Origin of the sequence: Sediminibacillus dalangtanensis (genome assembly GCF_017792025.1) — a bacterium.
GTDB lineage: Bacteria > Bacillota > Bacilli > Bacillales > Amphibacillaceae > Sediminibacillus > Sediminibacillus dalangtanensis.
The window spans coordinates 476,939-495,890 of record NZ_CP046956.1 but is presented as its reverse complement, the minus strand read 5'-3'; the positions used below and the strand labels follow the sequence as shown (position 1 = coordinate 495,890).

Here is an 18,952-nt window from a genome sequence, read left to right as displayed (position 1 = left end):
GAAAATTCCTCACAGACTTTCTTCTTTTTAGGAATGACCTTTTCCTTACTAGAATGCAAGCATTGCCACTATGATTGATCAGCAAACTTATTACTGGCCGCTCCTTTTACATTAAGCTTGATCCAAAACAAACCTCCGGCATGGGGCTGCTGTTTCAGTTGCTCTGCTGTTAAGTGCTCACGCGCGGTGGTGATATACAATTCATCATGGTTAGCGCCCCCGAACACACAAGACGAGACATGCGCTGCCGGCAGTTCAATTGTCTGGAGGCAATTTCCAGTTTCCGGATTCCACCTGCCAACTCTGGCGCCGCCCCATTGCGCAATCCAAAGCATCCCTTCCTCGTCGATGGTCATTCCATCTGGTGCTCCCTGCTCTTCCGGAATATGAATGACCGTTCTTCTATAGGAAATGGCTCCGGTTGTCGGTTCATAATCAAATGCTTCAACCTTTTGGGTAGGCGTATCTGCGTAATACATCGTATTTTTCTCTGTAGACCAGGCTAATCCGTTAGAAATCGTTACGTCTGATAGCATCTTGGTTACTGCGTGATCTGTATCCATCCTGTATAAGGAAGCTGCGCCCGGCTCGGCGTTCAATGCCATCGTTCCGGCCCAAAACCTTCCTTCCGGGTCGCATTTCCCTTCATTAAAGCGGTTCTCCGGCTTGTTTTCCTCCGGGTTGGCGATCAAGGTTAATTCTTCGTTGTCTGGGTTCCATTGATGTATTCCATGATGCATTGCCAAAAGCAGATTCCCGGAAGCGGTCATCGTTACAGCGCTCACAAACTGATCAAATTGAATCGTTTCATCCTTTCCATCACTAGGCGAAAAAACATGCAGCTGATGGTTATTGATATCGACCCAATACAATCGCTGCCGCTCGGCATCCCAATAGGGACTCTCCGCCAACTCTGCTTTGGCGTCCAATAGTAACTTAGCTTGTACTGTTGTCATATTTGTTACCTCCTCCTTGCTACATGAAAGCTTGGCATACCTCGATAAATTGCTGTAGTTGGTCAAGGGCACGCCACAACTTATATTTTATCTAATCAAATAAAAATCCCGGGCAATAGATACCCTATTACCCGGGGCTGTCTTGATATCAACCGGTGTTGCGCAAGCCGGCGGCAATACCGCTGATGGTCAGCAACGCTTCCACAAGCAGGTCATCATCCGGATCCTCTTGGTCTCGCAATTCCTTGATCAAGTTGACTTGCAGCAAGTTCAGTGGATCGACGTATGGATTCCGGCGATGAACCGATTCTTGGATATTCACCGTATTGTCCAGCAGTTCCTGGTTTCCGGTGATTTCCAGCAACACTTCTTTGGTTCTATTATACTCTTCCACGATGTCGCCGAAGATACGATCGGCAATTTCCTTATCCTCCACCAAGGCTGCATATTCCTTGGCTGTCGTAATATCTGCTTTCAATAAGGCCATCTGTAGATTATCGATAGTCGAACGGAAAAAAGGCCACTTTTCATACATTTCCTGTAACTGATGCAAATGCCCGGCGCTTTTTGATGCATAGCTGTTCAATCCGGTTCCGGCGGCATACCATGCCGGTAACAATTGCCTGCTTTGGGTCCAAGCGAAAACCCACGGAATCGCACGTAAATCTTCAAACCGATTCCGGTTTTTCCGGCTCATTGGACGTGATCCAATATTCAGAGCACCTAATTCATTCAGCGGAGTTGCCTGCTGAAAGTAAGTCAGGAAGTCTGGATCACCGAACACCAATGACTGGTATTTTTTCAGGGAAACATTGGAAATATCCTCCATAATGCTCCGCCATTCCTTTTCCTCAAGTTCATTGCCGGCCACAAACCCGATCGTATTGTCGACTGTTGATTCCAAAAGGGTGGAAGTGGCCTGCTCCAAGCTACGGTAGGCGATATCTTCCAATAAATAGCGAGAGGAGAGCACTTCTCCCTGCTCAGTAATTTTGACCCCGTCACCCAATGTTTCTGGCGGCTGGGACAAGATACTGCGGTTCAATGGACCGCCGCCCCTACCCAGCGAACCGCCTCGTCCGTGGAAAAACTTCAAACCGAGGCCGAACTTTTTGGCTACATCGTGAATCTCTTGCTGAGCCCTGTACAATCTCCAGTTTGCAGTAAGCGTACCGCCGTCTTTACTGCCGTCGGAATAGCCCAGCATGATTTCCTGCTGATTGCCGTGCTTTTTTAAATGGCTACTATAGCATTCCATCCGGAACAACGTTTCCATGATTTCCGGACCAGCAATCAAATCGTCTACCGTTTCCAGCAATGGTGCGACATTCAAGTGTGTTTCCACTGAGCCATCGGCATGCACACGATAAATACCAGCCTCTTTTGCCAGTACAAGAACTTCCAACAGGTCGCTGGCCGATTCAGTCATACTGACCAAATAGACCGTGATGGCATTCCGTCCGAATTCATCGTGGGCATTTTTAATCATTTGGAAGACCTTGAGCATTTGCTGGGTTTCTTCAGAATAATCTTCATTCAATAGCAACAATGGCCGGGGATCATTCAGAACGTCTTCAAGCACTTTCTGCTTTTCCGTTTCTGAAAGTGATGCATAATCATCAGCAAGATGAACTTTCTTCAGGATTTCCGTTATCGCCGCTTCATGTTCTCCACTATGGTTACGTACATCCAGCGAAGCCAGATGGAAGCCGAATAACTGTACTTGTCTGATTAATTTGCCAAGTGCCTTCCACTCCCGGTCGACCGGCTGGTGCGACTTGACACTGGTCTCAATCAATTGCAGATCGTCGAGGAGCTCGGCTGCATCCTGATAGCCGATAGCCGATTCCCCTGTCTCTTCAAGCCGCTTCAGCATTACCGCAAATTTACGGCGGTATATTTCTGCCTCGACCGCCCAAGCCTGGCCATTATCCATATACTTGGCTTCGTCTTTCTTGACGGAATCAATCAGTTCTTTACTGATGTCCACCCGCTCGGTCGAATGGCTGAAACGCTTCATCAGCTGTACAATGTTTTCTTTGTACTTTTTCAACGCCAAATTGCGTTGTTTGTGCAAAGTTTCCCAGGTTACTTCCGGCGTAACATTCGGGTTGCCGTCCCTGTCACCGCCAATCCAGGAACCAAAGTGCAGAAAGTTCGGCACTTTCCAAGAGCTGCTGTCGAAGTTCTCCTTCAACTGTTCTTCCAGCTCCTGATGGATTTCAGGCAGAACATCAAAAAATGTTTGATCGAAATAATATAACCCGTTGCGCACTTCATCCATCACTGTTGGTTTCCTGTGACGCAGTTCATCTGTCTGCCAGAGAATAGTCACTTCGTTCACCAGGCCATCTTCCAGCTCTTTCCGTTCTTTACTGGTAAGCTGGGGCTGATCAAGCTTTTGCAGTATACTCGCAATCTGTTTTTGAATTTCCAGTACAGAATGCTTTGTTGCTTCCGTCGGATGGGCAGTAATGATTAACTCCAGGGATAACTCATCAAGCACCTGTTGAATCGTTTCTTCATCCACTTGTTTGTTTTTCAATGAAACCACAGCGCTTTCAATCGAACCGGGCTGCGCCATCTCTCCTTCTTGAAGCTGATATTCCCTACGCCTGCGAATGCGATGGTTTTGCTCGGCGGCATTGATCAAATGAAAATATACCGAAAATGCCCGAATCACCTGTTGCCGCATAGGCGCTTTCAGGTTTGCGATTTCCTGTTTCAACGCTTTATATGTTCCTTCATCATATTCATTACGAAGCTTTTTTGTGGTGACCCGTATCTTTTCCACTTTTTCCAAAAGTTCAGGTCCGCCATGATGCAACAATACCTCTCCAAGAATATTACCCAATGCTTTCACGTCTCGCCTTAATGACATACTACTGTCCCTTTCCTTTTCTAAAGTTTGCAAAGTGTCACCTTCCCCTAAATCTTCTGAGTTTCGAAAACGTTGTCTTATCTCTATTCTATAATGAATCGGCGAAAGTATCACGAAAAAACCACCGATTAATCTAAAATCGATATAGATTAAAAGATTATTAATCTGTTAGTTAGATCAAGAGTGTAACACGTTGTTTTATCCTCCACTTATAAGTCAAAAGAAATGGTTTCTGTCGAAAAGTACGTTTTCTGATAACTGCTTATCCTCACTTCTATCGGCTTCACTTCTTCCGCTCCATTAGCCTCCAGGGTGTACGTATTTTCCAGCGGAAAATAACGGAGTTTCTGCATTTCGTCCCACGTTTGTACTTGATTCGGATCATATTTTTTTCCATCTTCATCAACAAGGATTCCGTCTTTTTCCTCCTGAGATACCGACATGCTTGGCGGATCAGTACGAATATCATACTGAACCCGTTCAAACTCCCTTTCCTCATCCCAATCCTCTTTGATGGTTACACTGGTTTTTCCATCGATGTTTATATCGGTTACCGAAATGTCCGTCCCTTTAAAAGTGAAGGTTTGGGGTTCATCTTTATCCGGATCGATCGGGAAGGATTTTTCCGTCATGACATATTCTTCTATCCTGCCAACACCAAGCTCTAGTGAGTCTTCCGGGGAACGATACATTGATTTGAACATCGCATGTTCATGCACCCACTGGTTGTCCAGTTGCTGTTCCTCCGCATAGACCATGCCCAGGTCTTCCCGCTGGTAAGTTTGCTTTTCACCAATTAACCGGTCGAAATAAAAGAACTTGTCGTTACCGTCCGGGCCAAGCTCATATTTGTAATCGATCATCGTCCCGGTCGGCGCAATCCTGACCTGATCGATGACAATGCGGTTTCCTTCAATTTCCGCCTCTACGTTCACAGGCTTCTCGATTATGTCCTCTTTGTCCGCTTCAATGGTAAACTTCCACTCGCCATTTAGAGCAGTACCCGTTGAATGGGAACCACCGTACTGGTATGGATCATTCGAATCGGCTAAGTCTTCCACGGAAACCTCCATCAGCATGCTGATTTCCAAATCAAAAGCAGCGGTGTCTTCCTTGATCGGCGCCAAGGCAATACGCCCACGATACTTGCCCTCCTGCTGCTGTTCGGCATCGTTCAAACCATTGACAAGCTGTCCATAAGAACGCCCCATATCAAAAACGCCTTTTTCACTGTTAATTCTTGGAGGTTGAGAATAATCCAGACGGAGCAATCTACCTTCTACATGATCCTCCACTTCATAATAAACAAAGGTTTGAAAATCATCGGCAATCACGTGGGTGATGGTTACTTCAACTCCCTTATCCTGCTGACTGACATGCACTTCATTTCCAATACCATATTGTTCAACCTCCGCCAAACTGTCTTCTGTAGGCATCCGCATGCTCTTCCACCAATCAGTAGCTTTGTTCACTCCACCGAAAGCATAAGCTGCTCCTGCCAGAAACAAAAATCCGATTAGCACTATCCCCCAAAACCTCGGAGTTGTTTTTGCAAGCCATTCCTTTATCCCTTTTCCGCTCTTCACCTGATATTCCTGAAAATACTGGCGACAATCAGGGCATTGGCTGACATGCCCTTCTAATTTTTCTTTTTTCCTATTTGAAAGTTTACCTTGTTTATACTTTTTGACTACCCGTCTCGATTGTTCACAGTCGATATTTTCCACCTACTTTTCCCTCTCGATTCCCATCCTTCTTTACATTCGACAATATCCCGCTTTATTCCTGTCACCTTCTGCTTTTTTCTGGTGAATAGAAACCAATTTTTTCTATCTAGTGATAGAAAAAACTAACGAGTAACCACCTTCTTATCGTATAATGTTAGGAAGAACATGAATGACATAATTACAGCCGGGTAAAGGACGGGACCAAAATGACAGAATGGAAGCTAGCCGAACAAGCTTTATCGCAAATGGAAGTTCATTCTACGGCGGACAATAAGCTGGTAACTGTTACTGGCAGCATGAAAGGATTGACGATTGCCGGAGTTGGAACGGATGCGGCAGTTTTCCTTTTTGATCCGCTGCCCGGTTATGCCTTTAAACTTTTTGCGAGTGAAAAAGTTGCTAAAAAAGCGATTGAATATCAAGTTTATCAACAACTTGGGCAAAACCGGCATTTTCCTGTCTGTTACGGTGCCGGGGACCGTTATCTTGTATTAAGTTATGAACCTGGCATCACGTTATACGATTGCCTGATCCGGGGTATTTCGATTCCTCGCCAATTGATAGCGGACGTTGAAGCTGCCCGTCAGTATGTACGATCTTCAGGCCTCAATCCAAGAGATATCCATCTTAAAAACATCCTGATGCAGAACGGCCGGGCAAAATTGCTGGATGTTTCCGAATATATCAAAACTGGCAGCGACTGTCGTTGGGATCATTTAAAAAAGGGCTATGACTTGTATTACCACCTAATTGATGGAAAACCGGTTCCTATCTGGTTGATCGATCGAATCAGAAAATGGTATCAACCCGGAGATGGGCATGCCCCAGCTTTTGAGGAAGTTGTCATGCGCGCAGCCAAGCTGCTGAAATCGAGAAAATGACTGGGAATAAGACATCATAGTAGTGTAATAGGAAAAATCTAAAAAAGAAAAACCGATGGAGTTGATATGCGCAGGATTTCCAATCATCTTTTGGTTTTTGCTTTAGTCAATATGTTTTGTCTTTGTTCTTCATAGATTGAATGAGCGTCTTTTTGCCCCATTCATCTCCATTTCACTTGAGACTCGATTTGGGATGCTGGAGCCTTTCTCCTTCAGACAGGGACAAAAGCGCAAGCGCCTGTTTAAAGGATTACAGGCTAGAGCCGCCACGTCCTGTGGCCACGTCTGCATGACCCACATCGTTTGGGCCTTCGACAAACCTAAGAACAGCCTCGGCGTGGCGCTTTTTGCCACACAGAGGGCGGGCTTAAGACCTCGAGGGGGTAGGCGCTGGAGCTGGACGTGGCTGTTTCAGCCAATAATGAGCCACAGACAGTTAATTTTTTAATTTTCCTACAACAAAAAAAGCAGATGACTGCGTGCCTTATTCACGACAGTCTTCTGCTTGAGTATTAATTGATGCTGTTTTCTACATCCTTCTCTTTTAGTGCTTTGCGAAGAAATTCGGTAAGCTGTTCGCTCATTTCTTCATCCTGAAGCGCCATTTCGATGGTACTTTTGATGAAACCGAATTTTTCCCCTACGTCATATCGTTTCCCTTCAAAGTTATAGGCAAACACGCGCTGAATGGTATTCAGATGTTGAATCGCATCCGTAAGCTGGATTTCACCACCTGCACCTTTTTCCTGCTTATCAAGATACATGAAAATTTCCGGTGTCAGGATGTAGCGTCCCATAATAGCCAGGTTGGATGGCGCAGATCCTTGAGGCGGCTTTTCCACAAAGTCGGAAACTTCGTACAGGCGGCCGTTCTCACTGGAAGGATCGATGATACCATAGCGTTGTGTCTCGTCCTCTGGAACAGATTGTACGCCGATGACAGACGATAAGGTTTCATCATAAATATTCATCAACTGCTTCAAACAAGGGACGTCGGATTGTACAATGTCATCCCCCAACAGGACAGCAAACGGTTCATTCCCGATAAACTTCCGCGCGCTCCACACTGCGTGTCCTAGGCCTTGAGGTTCTTTCTGGCGGATGTAATGAATGTCCACTTTTGCAGGCTGTTTGATTTTTTCCAGTAAGTCATATTTTTCTTTTCTTCTTAAATTTTCTTCCAGCTCAAAAGAATAATCAAAATGGTCCTCAATGGCACGTTTGCCTTTACCGGTCACAATGATAATGTCCTCGATGCCGGCTTCCACTGCTTCTTCCACGATGTATTGAATCGTCGGTTTGTCCACAATCGGAAGCATTTCCTTCGGCATCGCCTTTGTTGCCGGCAAAAACCGTGTTCCTAATCCTGCTGCTGGAATGATTGCTTTTTTGATTTTGGTCATTTACTCTCACCCTTTTGCTGATTTTGTGTGTATTGTCCGTTCCATGATTCAGAAAGGAAAAAGCCCTTCCCGGCATTTTGCCTGGGAAAGCTCCTTTCTTGTTCATCTTATCAACTTCTATTATAACAGAATGTAAATTTTTTCATAAATTTTCTTTAATCAATTCCCAAATCATGCAGAATGTCGCTCGCCCAGCGGTCGACATCGTATTCAAATACATGATCGCGCATGGTGCTCATCCGGCGTTTTTGCTCCTCTTCCGATGCATCCCAAGCCGCTTTGACTACTTCCTTCATGCCATCGATATCATGCGGATTGCATAACCATGCTTCTTTCAGTTCTTGGGCAGCGCCGGCAAACTCACTCAAAATCAGGTTCCCATTTCCAAAAATGCGGGAAGCGACATATTCCTTGCATACGAGATTCATTCCGTCGCGGATCGGTGTTACCATCATCAAATCAGCGATGCGGAACAACGCGGCAAGTTCTGTACGGTTTAAGGAACGCGGGATATAATCGACAGCCGGAAGTCCAAACCGGCCAAATTCCCCGTTGATGCCGCCGACTTCCCTTTCCACTTCTTCGCGGAGTTTTGCATAGCTCTCCACCCGTTCACGGGACGGCGGTGCCACTTGGACGAGGACTACTTCCTCGGGATCCAGCATGCCATCAGCAAGCATTTCACGGTAAGCTTTCAAGCGTCGGTCAATGCCTTTGGTATAGTCCAAGCGATCGACACCAAGGATGATGCGCCGGTTTCCAAGTTCACTAAGGTACTGATGAATTAATTTTTCCACCTCAGCACTTCGCGCCAGGGTGTCATACTCCTTACTGCTGATAGAGATAGGATAGTCGTCGACTTTTACTTGACGGCCGTCTTTGGCGACAACCGTATTTTCCGTCGGGGATAGTCCGAGGAAGTCACGCGTCAAATCCAGGAAGTTACGAGCAGCTCCATGTACTTGGAAGCCAATAAGGTCTGCTCCGAGCAGCCCCTCCATCACTCTGCGTCGCCAAGGGAGTTGGGAGAACAACTCTTTGGGCGGAAAAGGTATATGCAGGAAGAATCCAATCCGGACATCTGGCCTTAATTCCCTTAGCATTTGTGGGACAAGCTGCAACTGGTAATCCTGAATGAACACAGTTCCACCTTCTGCTGCTTCTTTGGCCGCAGCATCGGCAAAACGCTGGTTCACTTCTACGTATTTACCCCACCAGCTTCGATCAAATTTCGGCGTTACCATGGCATCATGGTAAAGCGGCCAAAGCGTGGCATTGGAAAAACCTTCGTAGTACTCTTCCACATCCTCTTGCGTCAGTTCGATCGGCACTATTTTCATGCCATCTTCTCTGAATGGTGCTGGCGGTTCACTGGTGCCGCCCGCCCAGCCAATCCAGGCACCTTCTCTCTTCTTCAGCATTGGTTCCAATGCTGTAACGAGTCCGCCTGGCGACCTTTTCCATTGTATATTTCCATTTTCATCTGTATAACTATCTACCGGGAGCCGGTTCGCCAGTACAAGAAATGTCGAACCTTTTTGCTCTTTTTTATCCTTTTTTCGTTGTTGTTTATTTTGATCTGTTTCCGCGTTATTTTCCTGAAATGTTCTGGTACCTCTATTAACTTTTATCGATTTATTATCATATGTTGTCTTTTCTGTTTGTATTTCCTGTTCAGTAACCGCAGATGAATTCTCTGGCGATCCTTTCTCTACATTTTTCACTGGTTTCATTTCCCCATCCTCCTTGATAATATTGTCAGAAAAATAACTGGTAACCAATAGATACCCCTTCTTTTTCTGGGTAAAACAAGTTTTATTTTGGCTGGACTGGCAAGATCTTCTTTATAGGAGAAAATTGAGGCGAAAGTCCGAGAGGGAAGATAGAATGCGGAGCTTGTTACTGGTCTAAAGGCATATAAAAAGAAGAACTTGAAGGCTGAAATGTCTGTATTAAGTCACATTATAGATGAATTGTTAAAAAATTGTTACAGTTTTGGAAGGTAACCTGACAATAGTTTCTGCAAACAACCATTTCTTCCTGTCAGATTTCCGGCAATGATTCACCATAGGAAAACAACCAGGATACTGTAGTTATCTTCAACTACAATATGGTAGAATAATGTTGAAAGCTGTCCGGAGAGTGGACCACTATTTAGTAAACTAGGAGAGTTTATCATGACAGAGACGAATGATAAAAGGTTGGAATATAGAAGAAAAAGGCGTAAACGAAAAAAAAGAAGACGTTTTCTTGTCATCTTTCTGTTGCTTATAATCGCGATCGGTGGATATTCCGTCTATCAATGGTATCAAGCCAAGTCGACCGCTGAAGAAAAGCAGCCAAAGGAAGAGTACGAATTTCATGGAGCAGAAGAAACAGCCGACAATTTCAATGTGCTGATGTTGGGTGACGATTCCCGCGGAGATGAGCCTGCGCGTACGGATACGATTATGATCGCTCATTATGATTCCAGTTCGAAGCGTCCGAAAATCGTCTCGATTATGCGGGACACTTATGTTGAAATACCCGGTCACGGCTATAACAAAATCAATGCGGCTTATGCGATTGGTGGTCCTGATTTACTGCGCGAAACGATTAGCCATAACTTCGGAGTAGATCTGCATTACTATGCAATTGTCGGCTTTGAAGGATTTGTCGATGTGGTCAATACAATAGCACCAGACGGCATCGAAGCAACGGTAACGCCGGAAATGGTCCAGGACGAAAAAGCGCTCGGGATTCAACTGGAAGAAGGGACGCAGAAATTGAACGGGAAAGAGTTACTCGCGTACGCCCGTTTCCGTCACGATGACAAGAGTGATTTCGGCCGGGTGCAGCGCCAGCAGGAAGTCATCAAGAAGCTTACCGATAAGGTTAAAAGCGTCTCGACGGTCACCAAGCTTCCAGAATTGGTCGGCTTTGCACAAGGATATGTAGACACCAATGTCCGTACTGGTTTGATTACCAGTATGGCAAAAGATGTGGTGCTGGGGAATACGAAGGAATTTGAAACATTGAGAATTCCAGAGGACGGCTCCTATGAAGATGTTAGATATGAAGGTGTTGGCTTGGCATTATCGATTGATGTGGAACACAATGCGGCCTTGATGCAAGACTTTTTACACGACGAATAATGCGAAAAAGCGGGACGCCAACCAAGGTGTCCCGCCTTTTTTGTTAATTATAAATTTAATTGCCTGTGGATAATTATTGGCTGAAACAGCCACGTCCAGCTCCAGCGCCTACCCCCTCGAGGTCTTAAGCCCACCTCAGTGTGGCAAAAAGCGCCACGCCGAGGCTGTTCTTAAGCTTGTCGGAGGCCCAAACGATGTGGGTCATGCAGGCGTTGCCACAGGACGTGGCGGCTTTAGCCTGTACTTCTTTAAACAGGCGCTTGCGCTTTTGTTCTTAATCTTCGTCTTTCACATCAATATCTTCCGGCAGAGGTTCAGCAAGGTATTCCTGAATTATCTGCTTGTACTTTTCCACTTCTTCCAGATGGGAAACAAACTGTTCCTTGTTGACCAGGTACTGCTCGCCATCATGGATGGCCCGGATACGGTTATGCAAAATCAGCGTTTCAATCACCGACTCTTTCATGGATAAATATTCAGCCGTTTCTTTCACCGTTAAATACATAGCATCACCCTCTTTTCATCGGAAGTTTTGCTCCCTCCGGCTGGATTCATTCTCATTTTCTAGTAACTGCATCCTCCCTTCTATTGTTGCAAAAACCAGCACAGATTACCAGCAGGTAGACGCCGGAAACTATATTGTTATACTGACCCACCCCCAGTTCTTAAACAAGCCCAACCAACGATATACTGTAAATACCGGGCAGAACCGACCAGAGAAACGACCGGAAACGAACAGGGATCAGTCCCCATTCAGACGGAGTCACCCCCAACACGGACCCGTGGGGACTGACCCCAAATAGGCGTTTTTCACCACTTTAGGATGGGGAGTACTCCGGAAACCCGGCCACTGAGCGGTTTTGCAATTTCGAGGGTCAGTCCCCATTCAGGGCCGATCGAATCGCTCACATCGAATCAGGGACTGACCCCTTAATTTCCGAAGAAAGGAGGTTGGTTAGTGAGAGGGATGGATTGGCAGTTGGTTTTGTTTGTGGGTACTTCTTTGGTGCAGGAGTATTGGCTGTGTTTTGGGCTGCCACGGGTTTATTTTTGGGATGTTCAGAGAGAAACCATCCCTGACACGGTTGTTCCTGCGGATGACGATCGTGATCGAGCGGCATAATGTGCTTCCTTTCAAGTGATTCGAAACAATTCACTAAGGCTTACTGCCTTAGTTTTTTCTGTGAAGAAGCAACCCAGATTAGCAACAAGCAAGAGCATAAATGGTAAAATAATGAAATAAACATTGTATTAGCAGCATTTTAAAAATATACTATATATAAAGAATAAGGATTTTAACAAAAGGATGTGCAACTTCCTAGGGGATATGCTTATCTACAACAAACTGACTCCTACCTCTCGCTGTTACATAAAACATCACAGTCCATTGCTTCGTTCGTCATCATTCAAGCAATTTTAAGCATTCCAATACATAAAAAACAGATCACTGCCATCCAAAAAACGCTCAGGAGGTATTATGAAAAAAATACTGGTATTCTTACTGCTATCAATCACACCGCTTGCTGCCTGCTCGAGTGCAGATTCAGAAGAAAGCTACTCCGTTGAAGACGCCCGGGAAAACGATCACGTAATCGCCCAGCATCAAGCCAACAGCTTTCAAGAAATCGCCCAAGGTGCAGTAGAAGTTGAAAATGCCGACAAGCTCGTTCAACTCATGAACAATGTGGAAGAAAACAAAGAAGACGAAGTAACGATTTCGGTGTTTGATCTCGACGGGAGCCATAGCGAAAATAAGATTTCCTATGATGGGGAAACCATCACATTCGAAAATAATTATGGCAACTATGAACAATCCCCGGTCGGTACATACGAATGCTCCTACATATCCCAGCGGGGACCTATTGTCTATCTGAGTTCTTGTACCGCTGAGGATGGCACGGAGCTTTCCACGATGATTGGTTTTGTCGGAACAGAGGAAGCATTTCGCGAAGCACAAAACTAAACGCCCATCAAAAAAGGAACAGGGACGGTTCTACCGCCGACTGTTCCTTCTTCATTCCATCCTATCTGGCTCATCCCACTCATCCCGGCAATCTCCATTACCGAATCAACCAATCTTCTTACTTGTTGTTGACCATTTCTTTCAACTCACCACTTAGCTTATTAATCTCTGCCACAGCGTCGTTAATCGCAGCGATCAATTGATGCTCGTTTTCCAGTGTCGAAACAATCTCCTGCGTGGATGCCGCATTTTCTTCCGATATATTTGCTACATTTTCGATTTGGGTCTGAATCTGTGCGAAATTGTCCGTAGCCGACTTGATTTCATCCATTCCTAACGAAAGCTGTTCGTTCGTCCCCTGGAATGAATCCTTCATTTCCTCAAAAAACGTCGAGACTTCGGTTAACAGCTTTTGCCCTTCTGCTACGGCAACCTCACCCTGGCTCGATTTTTCCTGCGCCTCCTGCGATTTAAGGAAAAGCGTATTGGTTACTTCGGTAATATCCACCGTGATGCTTGCGCTTTGCTCCGCCAGCTTACGCACTTCATCTGCTACGACAGCAAAGCCTTTCCCCTGCTCACCGGCCCGTGCGGACTCAATTGCAGCGTTCAATGCCAGCAGATTCGTTTGGTCGGCAATTTGTTTAATGCCTTCTAACAAGGAGTTGACAGTTTCCAAGCTCGACTGCAGATCCGAAACCGTTACAGTTGTTGTCCCAATCGCTGTATTCACTGTAGTAAAGTGTTCTGTGACCTGATTGATTTTATCCCAGCCATCTTGCACTTTGTTATTCATGACACCCGACTGGTCGGCTATCTGTTGGGAAATCGCGATCGTCTGATTGGTTTTTTGCAGTGAACTTCCCATCGATTCACTAACCATCGTAACACTGTTCGCTTCTTCCTGGATACCGGCAGCCATTTGCTGGACCGAATCCAAAATATTATGACTGGAATCATAAATAGTAGAAATATTGGTGTTAAAATGACTGATATTGCTCTCCAGTGTAGCGGTTCCCTCCTCGATCGAACGGAATGTTTCTTCCAGTTTCCCTATCAACTGCTTTGCTTCCTCTTCCTTTTCATAGGAAGCATTGATCAGCTCACGCCCCCAATTGGTCAATAAATAAAGAGCCGCCAATACTCCGTTGACCAGAATAAAAACAGTGATAAATCCTTTGAAATTATCATCGACATTCAACAACTCAGCAGAGTTGAACAAATACGTCACCACTAGTCCGATGTCCACTACGATACCGAATAAAAGGATCAATTCTTTCTTAAAATAAAGTGCGATCATGGCAATTGATAATAATAGTAAATAATGCTTGTTCAACGCATAACCATCTGTAAAGAAAAGTGCGATGACGACCAAATAAGGCAGTAATGCGAAGGCAAATCCTTTCCAATATGTACGAATCGGCAAAAAGTAGTTACCCACTGATAGTAATATAACAAGTGACCCTGCAATAATAATGCCCATGCTATCACCAAGCCCCCGCTCGATGACAATCGGAATGACTAACAGAAAAACGACGATTAACAGCAACACCAAGTTGACCTTATGTACTCGCTGCGTATTATAGCTATCATGCTGTTCCATACTATCTCCCTTTCCCCTATCAATCTGAAATTAAAGAATATTTTTCCGTGGTTTCCATCGTAATACATTTTACCCATAAAAGGAATACCGTTTGATAAAATATTCCCGTTTTGTTATAATTTTAATGTTTTTAACAGTATTTTTTTAGGTATATTAACCTAATTATTCATACATCATGGGAGGTTTTTCAATGAGGATCGCAGTTATGGGTGCCGGGTCTTTAGGAACAATAATTGGAGCTTATTTATCAAAAGGAAAGCAAACAGTGGATTTAATCGATGTAAACCAGGAGCACGTGGATGCGTTGAATAAGTCGGGGGCAACGATAGTTGGTACAGTGGAAGAAACCATTCCCGTAACAGCCATTACCCCCGCTGAGATGAACGGTGTGTATGATTTGGTGTTACTGCTGACAAAGCAGGTCTATAACGTGCAAGTGTTGAAAAACCTTAAGCAGTACATAAACGAAGAAAGCATCGTTCTTTCTTTGCAGAACGGCGTGCCGGAAGAAGGGCTTGCAGATGAACTAGGCGAAAAACGTGTGATTGGAGGTTCAGTGGAATTCGGCGCTACCTGGATCAAACCTGGCGTCTCGGAGTTGACTACCGCATCGGAATCCTTCAAAGCCAATGCTTTTCAAATCGGTGAGCTGGACGGCAGTATCACAGAACGGACGGAAAAACTGAAGGACGTCCTGGAGCTTGTAGGCGGAACAGAAATTTCCACAAACCTGATCGGCACGAAATGGTCCAAGCTGTTGGTCAACGTTGCAATGAGCGGTACTTCTACCGTGTTCGGCTGTACTTATGGAGATGTACTGGCGAATGACACGGCTGTAACCAGTGCGGTCATGCTTGCGGATGAAACCCTGGAAGCCGGACAAGCATCCGGTGTAGAATTCACCTCTATTGCCGGCATCGATGTTGCCAAGACATTTAAAATAAACAAGGACAAGAGCAACCTATCAGAGGTAATCAGCATGGCAAGAAAAGTTTTCGAGCCCCAAGCCCTGTTGCGGGCAAGTATGCTGCAGGACTTGGAAAAGCATCGCAAGTCAGAAATTGACTATATTAATGGGGAAGTAGTTGCAAAAGGAAAAGAAACCGGAACTCCTACACCATTTAATGATCTGCTGGTCCATTTGGTCCGAAAAGCAGAGGAAGAAAAATCCGTGCCCGTATTTGAAGAAAACCTTGAATCCTTCGAGGAATTAATTGAAAAAGAAATATAAGCAAATTAAACAGCGATCATCGGCTTGGATGATCGCTGTTTAATTTGTAGGAATCAACTTCAGATGGAAATTCTCTTGTAGTTGAATCCGAGGAAACGTTCTCCTTCACCTGTTTTAACGTCGCTACGATGAGAAAGCTGACAATCACCAGTAAAAGCCAGGAGCTCACCTTGCCCAGATGAACGAGACTCCATGCATCGGCTTGGTTCGGATATTCCCATGCACTAAAGAATGTTGCGATATTTTCTGCTATCCAAATAAAAAAGCCAATTAGCACGAATGATAGTGCCAGCGGCATACGGTAACGCGTACCATTAACCTCGTAGCTGACCCAGGACTTCCAAAAGACAATTACCACAAGACCTGACAAAATCCAACGAACGTCCATCCAATAATGGTGGGTGAAAAAGTTTAGGTATATCGCCGCTGCAAGAGGGACAACGATCACAAACGGGGGCCATTTAATCAGTTCCACATCCAGCCTTCTCCAAGCCTGGCAAAGATAGCTCGCGACACTTGCATACATAAACCCGCTGTACAAAGGAACTCCAAAAATTTTGGAATATCCTTCTTCCGGATAAGACCAGGAACCCATGTGTACCTTGAACAGTTCGAGAGCAAGACCGATAACGTGAAACAATGTGATCACTTTTAGTTCATCCTTCGTTTCAAGTCCAGCATACACCATCAATACTTGCATCAAAAGACAGATAATAAGCAGCCAGTCATACCTTGGCAGCAAGGGAACCGGCGTGATTTTTGTAAGGGCCAGAGACGTAAAAATAACGACTGGAAACAAACAGGACAACGCCTGCTCCCATCCAAACCGAATTAGTTGCTTAACCGGTCTCATGTCCTCTATTTTTAAGTGGTGCCTTTCTTGCACAACACCACTTTTCCCCATTTGATTCATCCCAATTCCTCCCTCCTCCTATTCCTCGGTGTCTTCATCGACCCGGTATTCCAATATATCTCCAGGTTGACAATCCAAAGCCTTACAAATGGCATCCAAAGTCGATAACCGGATCGCCTTCGCCTTTCCATTCTTCAATATCGAAAGGTTCGCCATCGTAATCCCGACTCTCTCCGAAAGTTCGGTAACGCTCATTTTCCTTTTCGCCAGCATGACATCCACATTGATTATAATTGCCATTCTATTCACCTCAGACCGTTAAATCGTTTTCCGATTTTATATGAATCGCTTCCTGTAAAAGCCTCTGCAGAACAGCAGCAAACACTGCAATAACAAGTGCAGCAAAAATAACGAGCATTCCAATGAGAATGATTCCAGGGGCATCATCTGCCTCCGCCATAAGATAGAAGAGGGGCATGCCCACTACGTAAAAAGCACTGATTGTGAGAGCACTATACATTATCTTTTTTAATGCTTTCACGGACAGTTCCGAGAAGGCTTTGTTCTTGTCGATATAGCTTAAGAGCTTAAATGCTTGATATAGCGCAAAGTAAAAAGGAATTGCTGTTGCATATAAATCGATCCAGACAAGATATTTTAGATAAGACATCTCCGGATATAATTCCGCTGTGAAATTCCCTATTTCCGGGACGACAAAAATGCATAGTGCCAATATCGGAATGCCGATAAGGATTACAGCGATACGCAAAAAGAGTGTTGTTCCACGTTTCATAAAGAGCACCTCACCTGATTAGTATTCATCTGAATAGTATCATGTTATTTATCGATTTACAATAAATAATTAATGATTTGAGCCATGTTTTTATCTTTATTTACATTTCACAGACATAAAGAAAGAGCATTCTTTCGTGAAAAGAATCCTCTCCAAAACTCCTATAGTATTAACTAGAAGCGAACTGTTGCTTAAGGTTTTTTTGCCATGATTGTTTTATCTCGTGGTACAGTCGATTCCAAAAAGTCCTGGTCGATTTTGAAAAATACCGCTTTAAGCTTTTCTCGACCTCCCATTTTTTCAAACCAACCCTCTACCCGGTTTACGCGTCCTTTATCAGCCCTAATCTTGCTTTCAATTTTTTCGTATTCCTCATAACTTTGATATTCCCACATAGCAAAAATCTCGATGGTCACATTGTTTGCTTTGGTCATCCATCTGCCGACTAGTCTAGCACCATATTTGAGCTGGGTAGGCAAAAGTGTCTTGTTGAAATGCTCGTTAAATTCTTCTTTGATAATTGGGTCAATGTGATAGGTTTTTCTTCGATAAATCATCGTACCCTCCTCCGTTTATCCCTGTAACTTAATTTTGCCGAGGGGATTTTTTGGTTAATGAAACCAGACGGCATAGAGAAGAAATCCCAAGATGAAGACAACAATGAGGATTCCTGTTCCTTTCCATCCCAATCCCTCTACCAAGTCCACAAGACTTCCACTTTGCGAGCGATGATAAGCATCATGCAAATTGCCCGTTGCATTGTTTTTCATTTCTTCCTACCGATGTCGTGCTCCTCTGTCTTCTGGTGTTTCTCTGTGTTTGCCCAAAAAATTCCTCCGATTATTGATTTTGTATTTTTTGTTAGATAATACGCCGGTATAAGTTATACATTCAACACAGGATATTCATTTCCCTTCGTCAGATGGATAGATAAGCACTGAACGCTTCACGAAAAGGAGATATAAAAAGAGACCAAAACCTTTTACGATTTGGTCTCTTCTTGTAACAATCACCACATAATACTTTTTCCAGAAGTCACCTTTGCCCCCTGAAGAATATCTTCAGACCCAGGCCCCACTCCGATTTGCAGATCAAATACTTCAAACAGGGTACCATAACTGTCTTTCTCTGGTCCCTCCAGTTCATCGTAATAGAACGAAGCATTGGAAGAAAGATTTCGCACGAAGTTATCTCCCAGTTCTTTGCGCTTGTCCTCGTTTAAACTGGCGTCCACCTGCAAGGTCATGGTGATTTGGTCGCCGTCAACTTCGATATAAGCGTCTTTGACTCCTTCATACCCTTCCATCGTGGAATAGGTCATGTCTTTTATTTCATCCGTTATTTCGATATCGCCTGGTTTAACATCAGTCGAATCTGTTTCTTTTTTGTCAGCAGTTTCTTCGTCTGCTTTTGATGTGTCTTGGTCTGCCTTATCCGCGTCGCTATCTGAACAGGCAGCGAACAGTACAGCCAATGAAATCATTAGAATGCTCAGCAATAACTTTTTCAATCTGTGTTCTCTCCTTT

At 44.6% G+C, this 18,952-nt stretch carries 18 protein-coding genes; 5 read left to right on the top strand and 13 right to left on the bottom strand.

Going from position 1 to position 18,952, the window contains the following annotated elements; translation table 11 throughout:
• Positions 1–68: 68 nt before the first annotated feature.
• The 3 genes from ERJ70_RS02590 to ERJ70_RS02580 form a co-directional block, all read right to left on the bottom strand.
• The gene (locus ERJ70_RS02590; RefSeq protein WP_209366962.1) at positions 69–956 is read right to left on the bottom strand and encodes an SMP-30/gluconolactonase/LRE family protein; all 888 of its coding nucleotides are present in this window, start codon (positions 954–956) and stop codon (positions 69–71) included.
• 148 nt (positions 957–1,104) lie between these two features.
• Complete coding sequence (ppc, locus tag ERJ70_RS02585) at positions 1,105–3,837, bottom strand: phosphoenolpyruvate carboxylase (protein ID WP_209366960.1); 2,733 nt, start codon at positions 3,835–3,837, stop codon at positions 1,105–1,107.
• Between the two features lie 209 nt (positions 3,838–4,046).
• Entirely contained in the window at positions 4,047–5,564 is a 1,518-nt protein-coding gene (locus tag ERJ70_RS02580; RefSeq protein ID WP_209366958.1) for a DUF4179 domain-containing protein, read from the bottom strand.
• A 206-nt stretch (positions 5,565–5,770) separates the two neighbouring features.
• Between ERJ70_RS02580 and ERJ70_RS02575 the strand changes: the two genes are divergently transcribed.
• Positions 5,771–6,445 carry a serine/threonine-protein kinase gene (locus ERJ70_RS02575; RefSeq protein WP_209366956.1) on the top strand — a complete coding sequence of 225 codons (675 nt, stop codon included), beginning with the start codon at positions 5,771–5,773 and terminating at the stop codon, positions 6,443–6,445.
• 512 nt (positions 6,446–6,957) lie between these two features.
• Here the strand turns inward: ERJ70_RS02575 and galU are convergent.
• Together galU and ERJ70_RS02565 are read right to left on the bottom strand one after the other, a co-directional pair.
• Positions 6,958–7,848, bottom strand: coding sequence for a UTP--glucose-1-phosphate uridylyltransferase GalU (galU, locus tag ERJ70_RS02570; RefSeq protein WP_074600267.1), 891 nt, complete (start codon positions 7,846–7,848; stop codon positions 6,958–6,960).
• Between the two features lie 155 nt (positions 7,849–8,003).
• On the bottom strand, positions 8,004–9,581 hold the full coding sequence (locus ERJ70_RS02565; RefSeq protein WP_209366955.1) for an alpha,alpha-trehalose-phosphate synthase (UDP-forming): 1,578 nt from the start codon (positions 9,579–9,581) through the stop codon (positions 8,004–8,006).
• Between the two features lie 444 nt (positions 9,582–10,025).
• Between ERJ70_RS02565 and ERJ70_RS02560 the strand changes: the two genes are divergently transcribed.
• Positions 10,026–10,982 carry an LCP family protein gene (locus tag ERJ70_RS02560; RefSeq protein WP_209366953.1) on the top strand — a complete coding sequence of 319 codons (957 nt, stop codon included), beginning with the start codon at positions 10,026–10,028 and terminating at the stop codon, positions 10,980–10,982.
• 274 nt (positions 10,983–11,256) lie between these two features.
• On the opposite strand, the gene ERJ70_RS02555 is transcribed toward ERJ70_RS02560, so the two are convergent.
• Positions 11,257–11,487, bottom strand: coding sequence for an excisionase family DNA-binding protein (locus ERJ70_RS02555; protein WP_209366951.1), 231 nt, complete (start codon positions 11,485–11,487; stop codon positions 11,257–11,259).
• 453 nt (positions 11,488–11,940) lie between these two features.
• On the opposite strand from ERJ70_RS02555, the gene ERJ70_RS02550 reads away from it, so the two are divergent.
• Complete coding sequence (locus ERJ70_RS02550) at positions 11,941–12,105, top strand: hypothetical protein (RefSeq protein WP_209366950.1); 165 nt, start codon at positions 11,941–11,943, stop codon at positions 12,103–12,105.
• Positions 12,106–12,459: 354 nt separating this feature from the next.
• The gene (locus tag ERJ70_RS02545) at positions 12,460–12,945 is read left to right on the top strand and encodes a hypothetical protein (protein WP_209366949.1); all 486 of its coding nucleotides are present in this window, start codon (positions 12,460–12,462) and stop codon (positions 12,943–12,945) included.
• A 118-nt stretch (positions 12,946–13,063) separates the two neighbouring features.
• On the opposite strand, the gene ERJ70_RS02540 is transcribed toward ERJ70_RS02545, so the two are convergent.
• Positions 13,064–14,548, bottom strand: a complete 1,485-nt coding sequence (locus ERJ70_RS02540) for a methyl-accepting chemotaxis protein (protein WP_209366948.1) — start codon at positions 14,546–14,548, stop codon at positions 13,064–13,066.
• Positions 14,549–14,738: 190 nt separating this feature from the next.
• On the opposite strand from ERJ70_RS02540, the gene ERJ70_RS02535 reads away from it, so the two are divergent.
• Positions 14,739–15,779 carry a ketopantoate reductase family protein gene (locus ERJ70_RS02535; protein WP_209366947.1) on the top strand — a complete coding sequence of 347 codons (1,041 nt, stop codon included), beginning with the start codon at positions 14,739–14,741 and terminating at the stop codon, positions 15,777–15,779.
• Between the two features lie 16 nt (positions 15,780–15,795).
• On the opposite strand, the gene ERJ70_RS02530 is transcribed toward ERJ70_RS02535, so the two are convergent.
• From ERJ70_RS02530 to ERJ70_RS02505, 6 genes are all read right to left on the bottom strand, one after another.
• The gene (locus ERJ70_RS02530) at positions 15,796–16,632 is read right to left on the bottom strand and encodes a DUF817 domain-containing protein (protein WP_209369094.1); all 837 of its coding nucleotides are present in this window, start codon (positions 16,630–16,632) and stop codon (positions 15,796–15,798) included.
• A 78-nt stretch (positions 16,633–16,710) separates the two neighbouring features.
• Positions 16,711–16,932 carry a helix-turn-helix domain-containing protein gene (locus ERJ70_RS02525; protein ID WP_209366946.1) on the bottom strand — a complete coding sequence of 74 codons (222 nt, stop codon included), beginning with the start codon at positions 16,930–16,932 and terminating at the stop codon, positions 16,711–16,713.
• 10 nt (positions 16,933–16,942) lie between these two features.
• Positions 16,943–17,425 (bottom strand): DUF2975 domain-containing protein, encoded by a 483-nt coding sequence (locus ERJ70_RS02520; RefSeq protein ID WP_209366945.1) that lies wholly within the window; start codon positions 17,423–17,425, stop codon positions 16,943–16,945.
• Positions 17,426–17,616: 191 nt separating this feature from the next.
• Positions 17,617–17,982: an NIPSNAP family protein gene (locus tag ERJ70_RS02515; RefSeq protein WP_209366944.1), complete on the bottom strand. Its 366-nt coding sequence runs from the start codon at positions 17,980–17,982 to the stop codon at positions 17,617–17,619.
• A 54-nt stretch (positions 17,983–18,036) separates the two neighbouring features.
• Complete coding sequence (locus tag ERJ70_RS02510; RefSeq protein ID WP_245208098.1) at positions 18,037–18,195, bottom strand: DUF6366 family protein; 159 nt, start codon at positions 18,193–18,195, stop codon at positions 18,037–18,039.
• A 239-nt stretch (positions 18,196–18,434) separates the two neighbouring features.
• Positions 18,435–18,935 carry a hypothetical protein gene (locus tag ERJ70_RS02505; protein ID WP_209366942.1) on the bottom strand — a complete coding sequence of 167 codons (501 nt, stop codon included), beginning with the start codon at positions 18,933–18,935 and terminating at the stop codon, positions 18,435–18,437.
• Positions 18,936–18,952 lie beyond the last annotated feature (17 nt).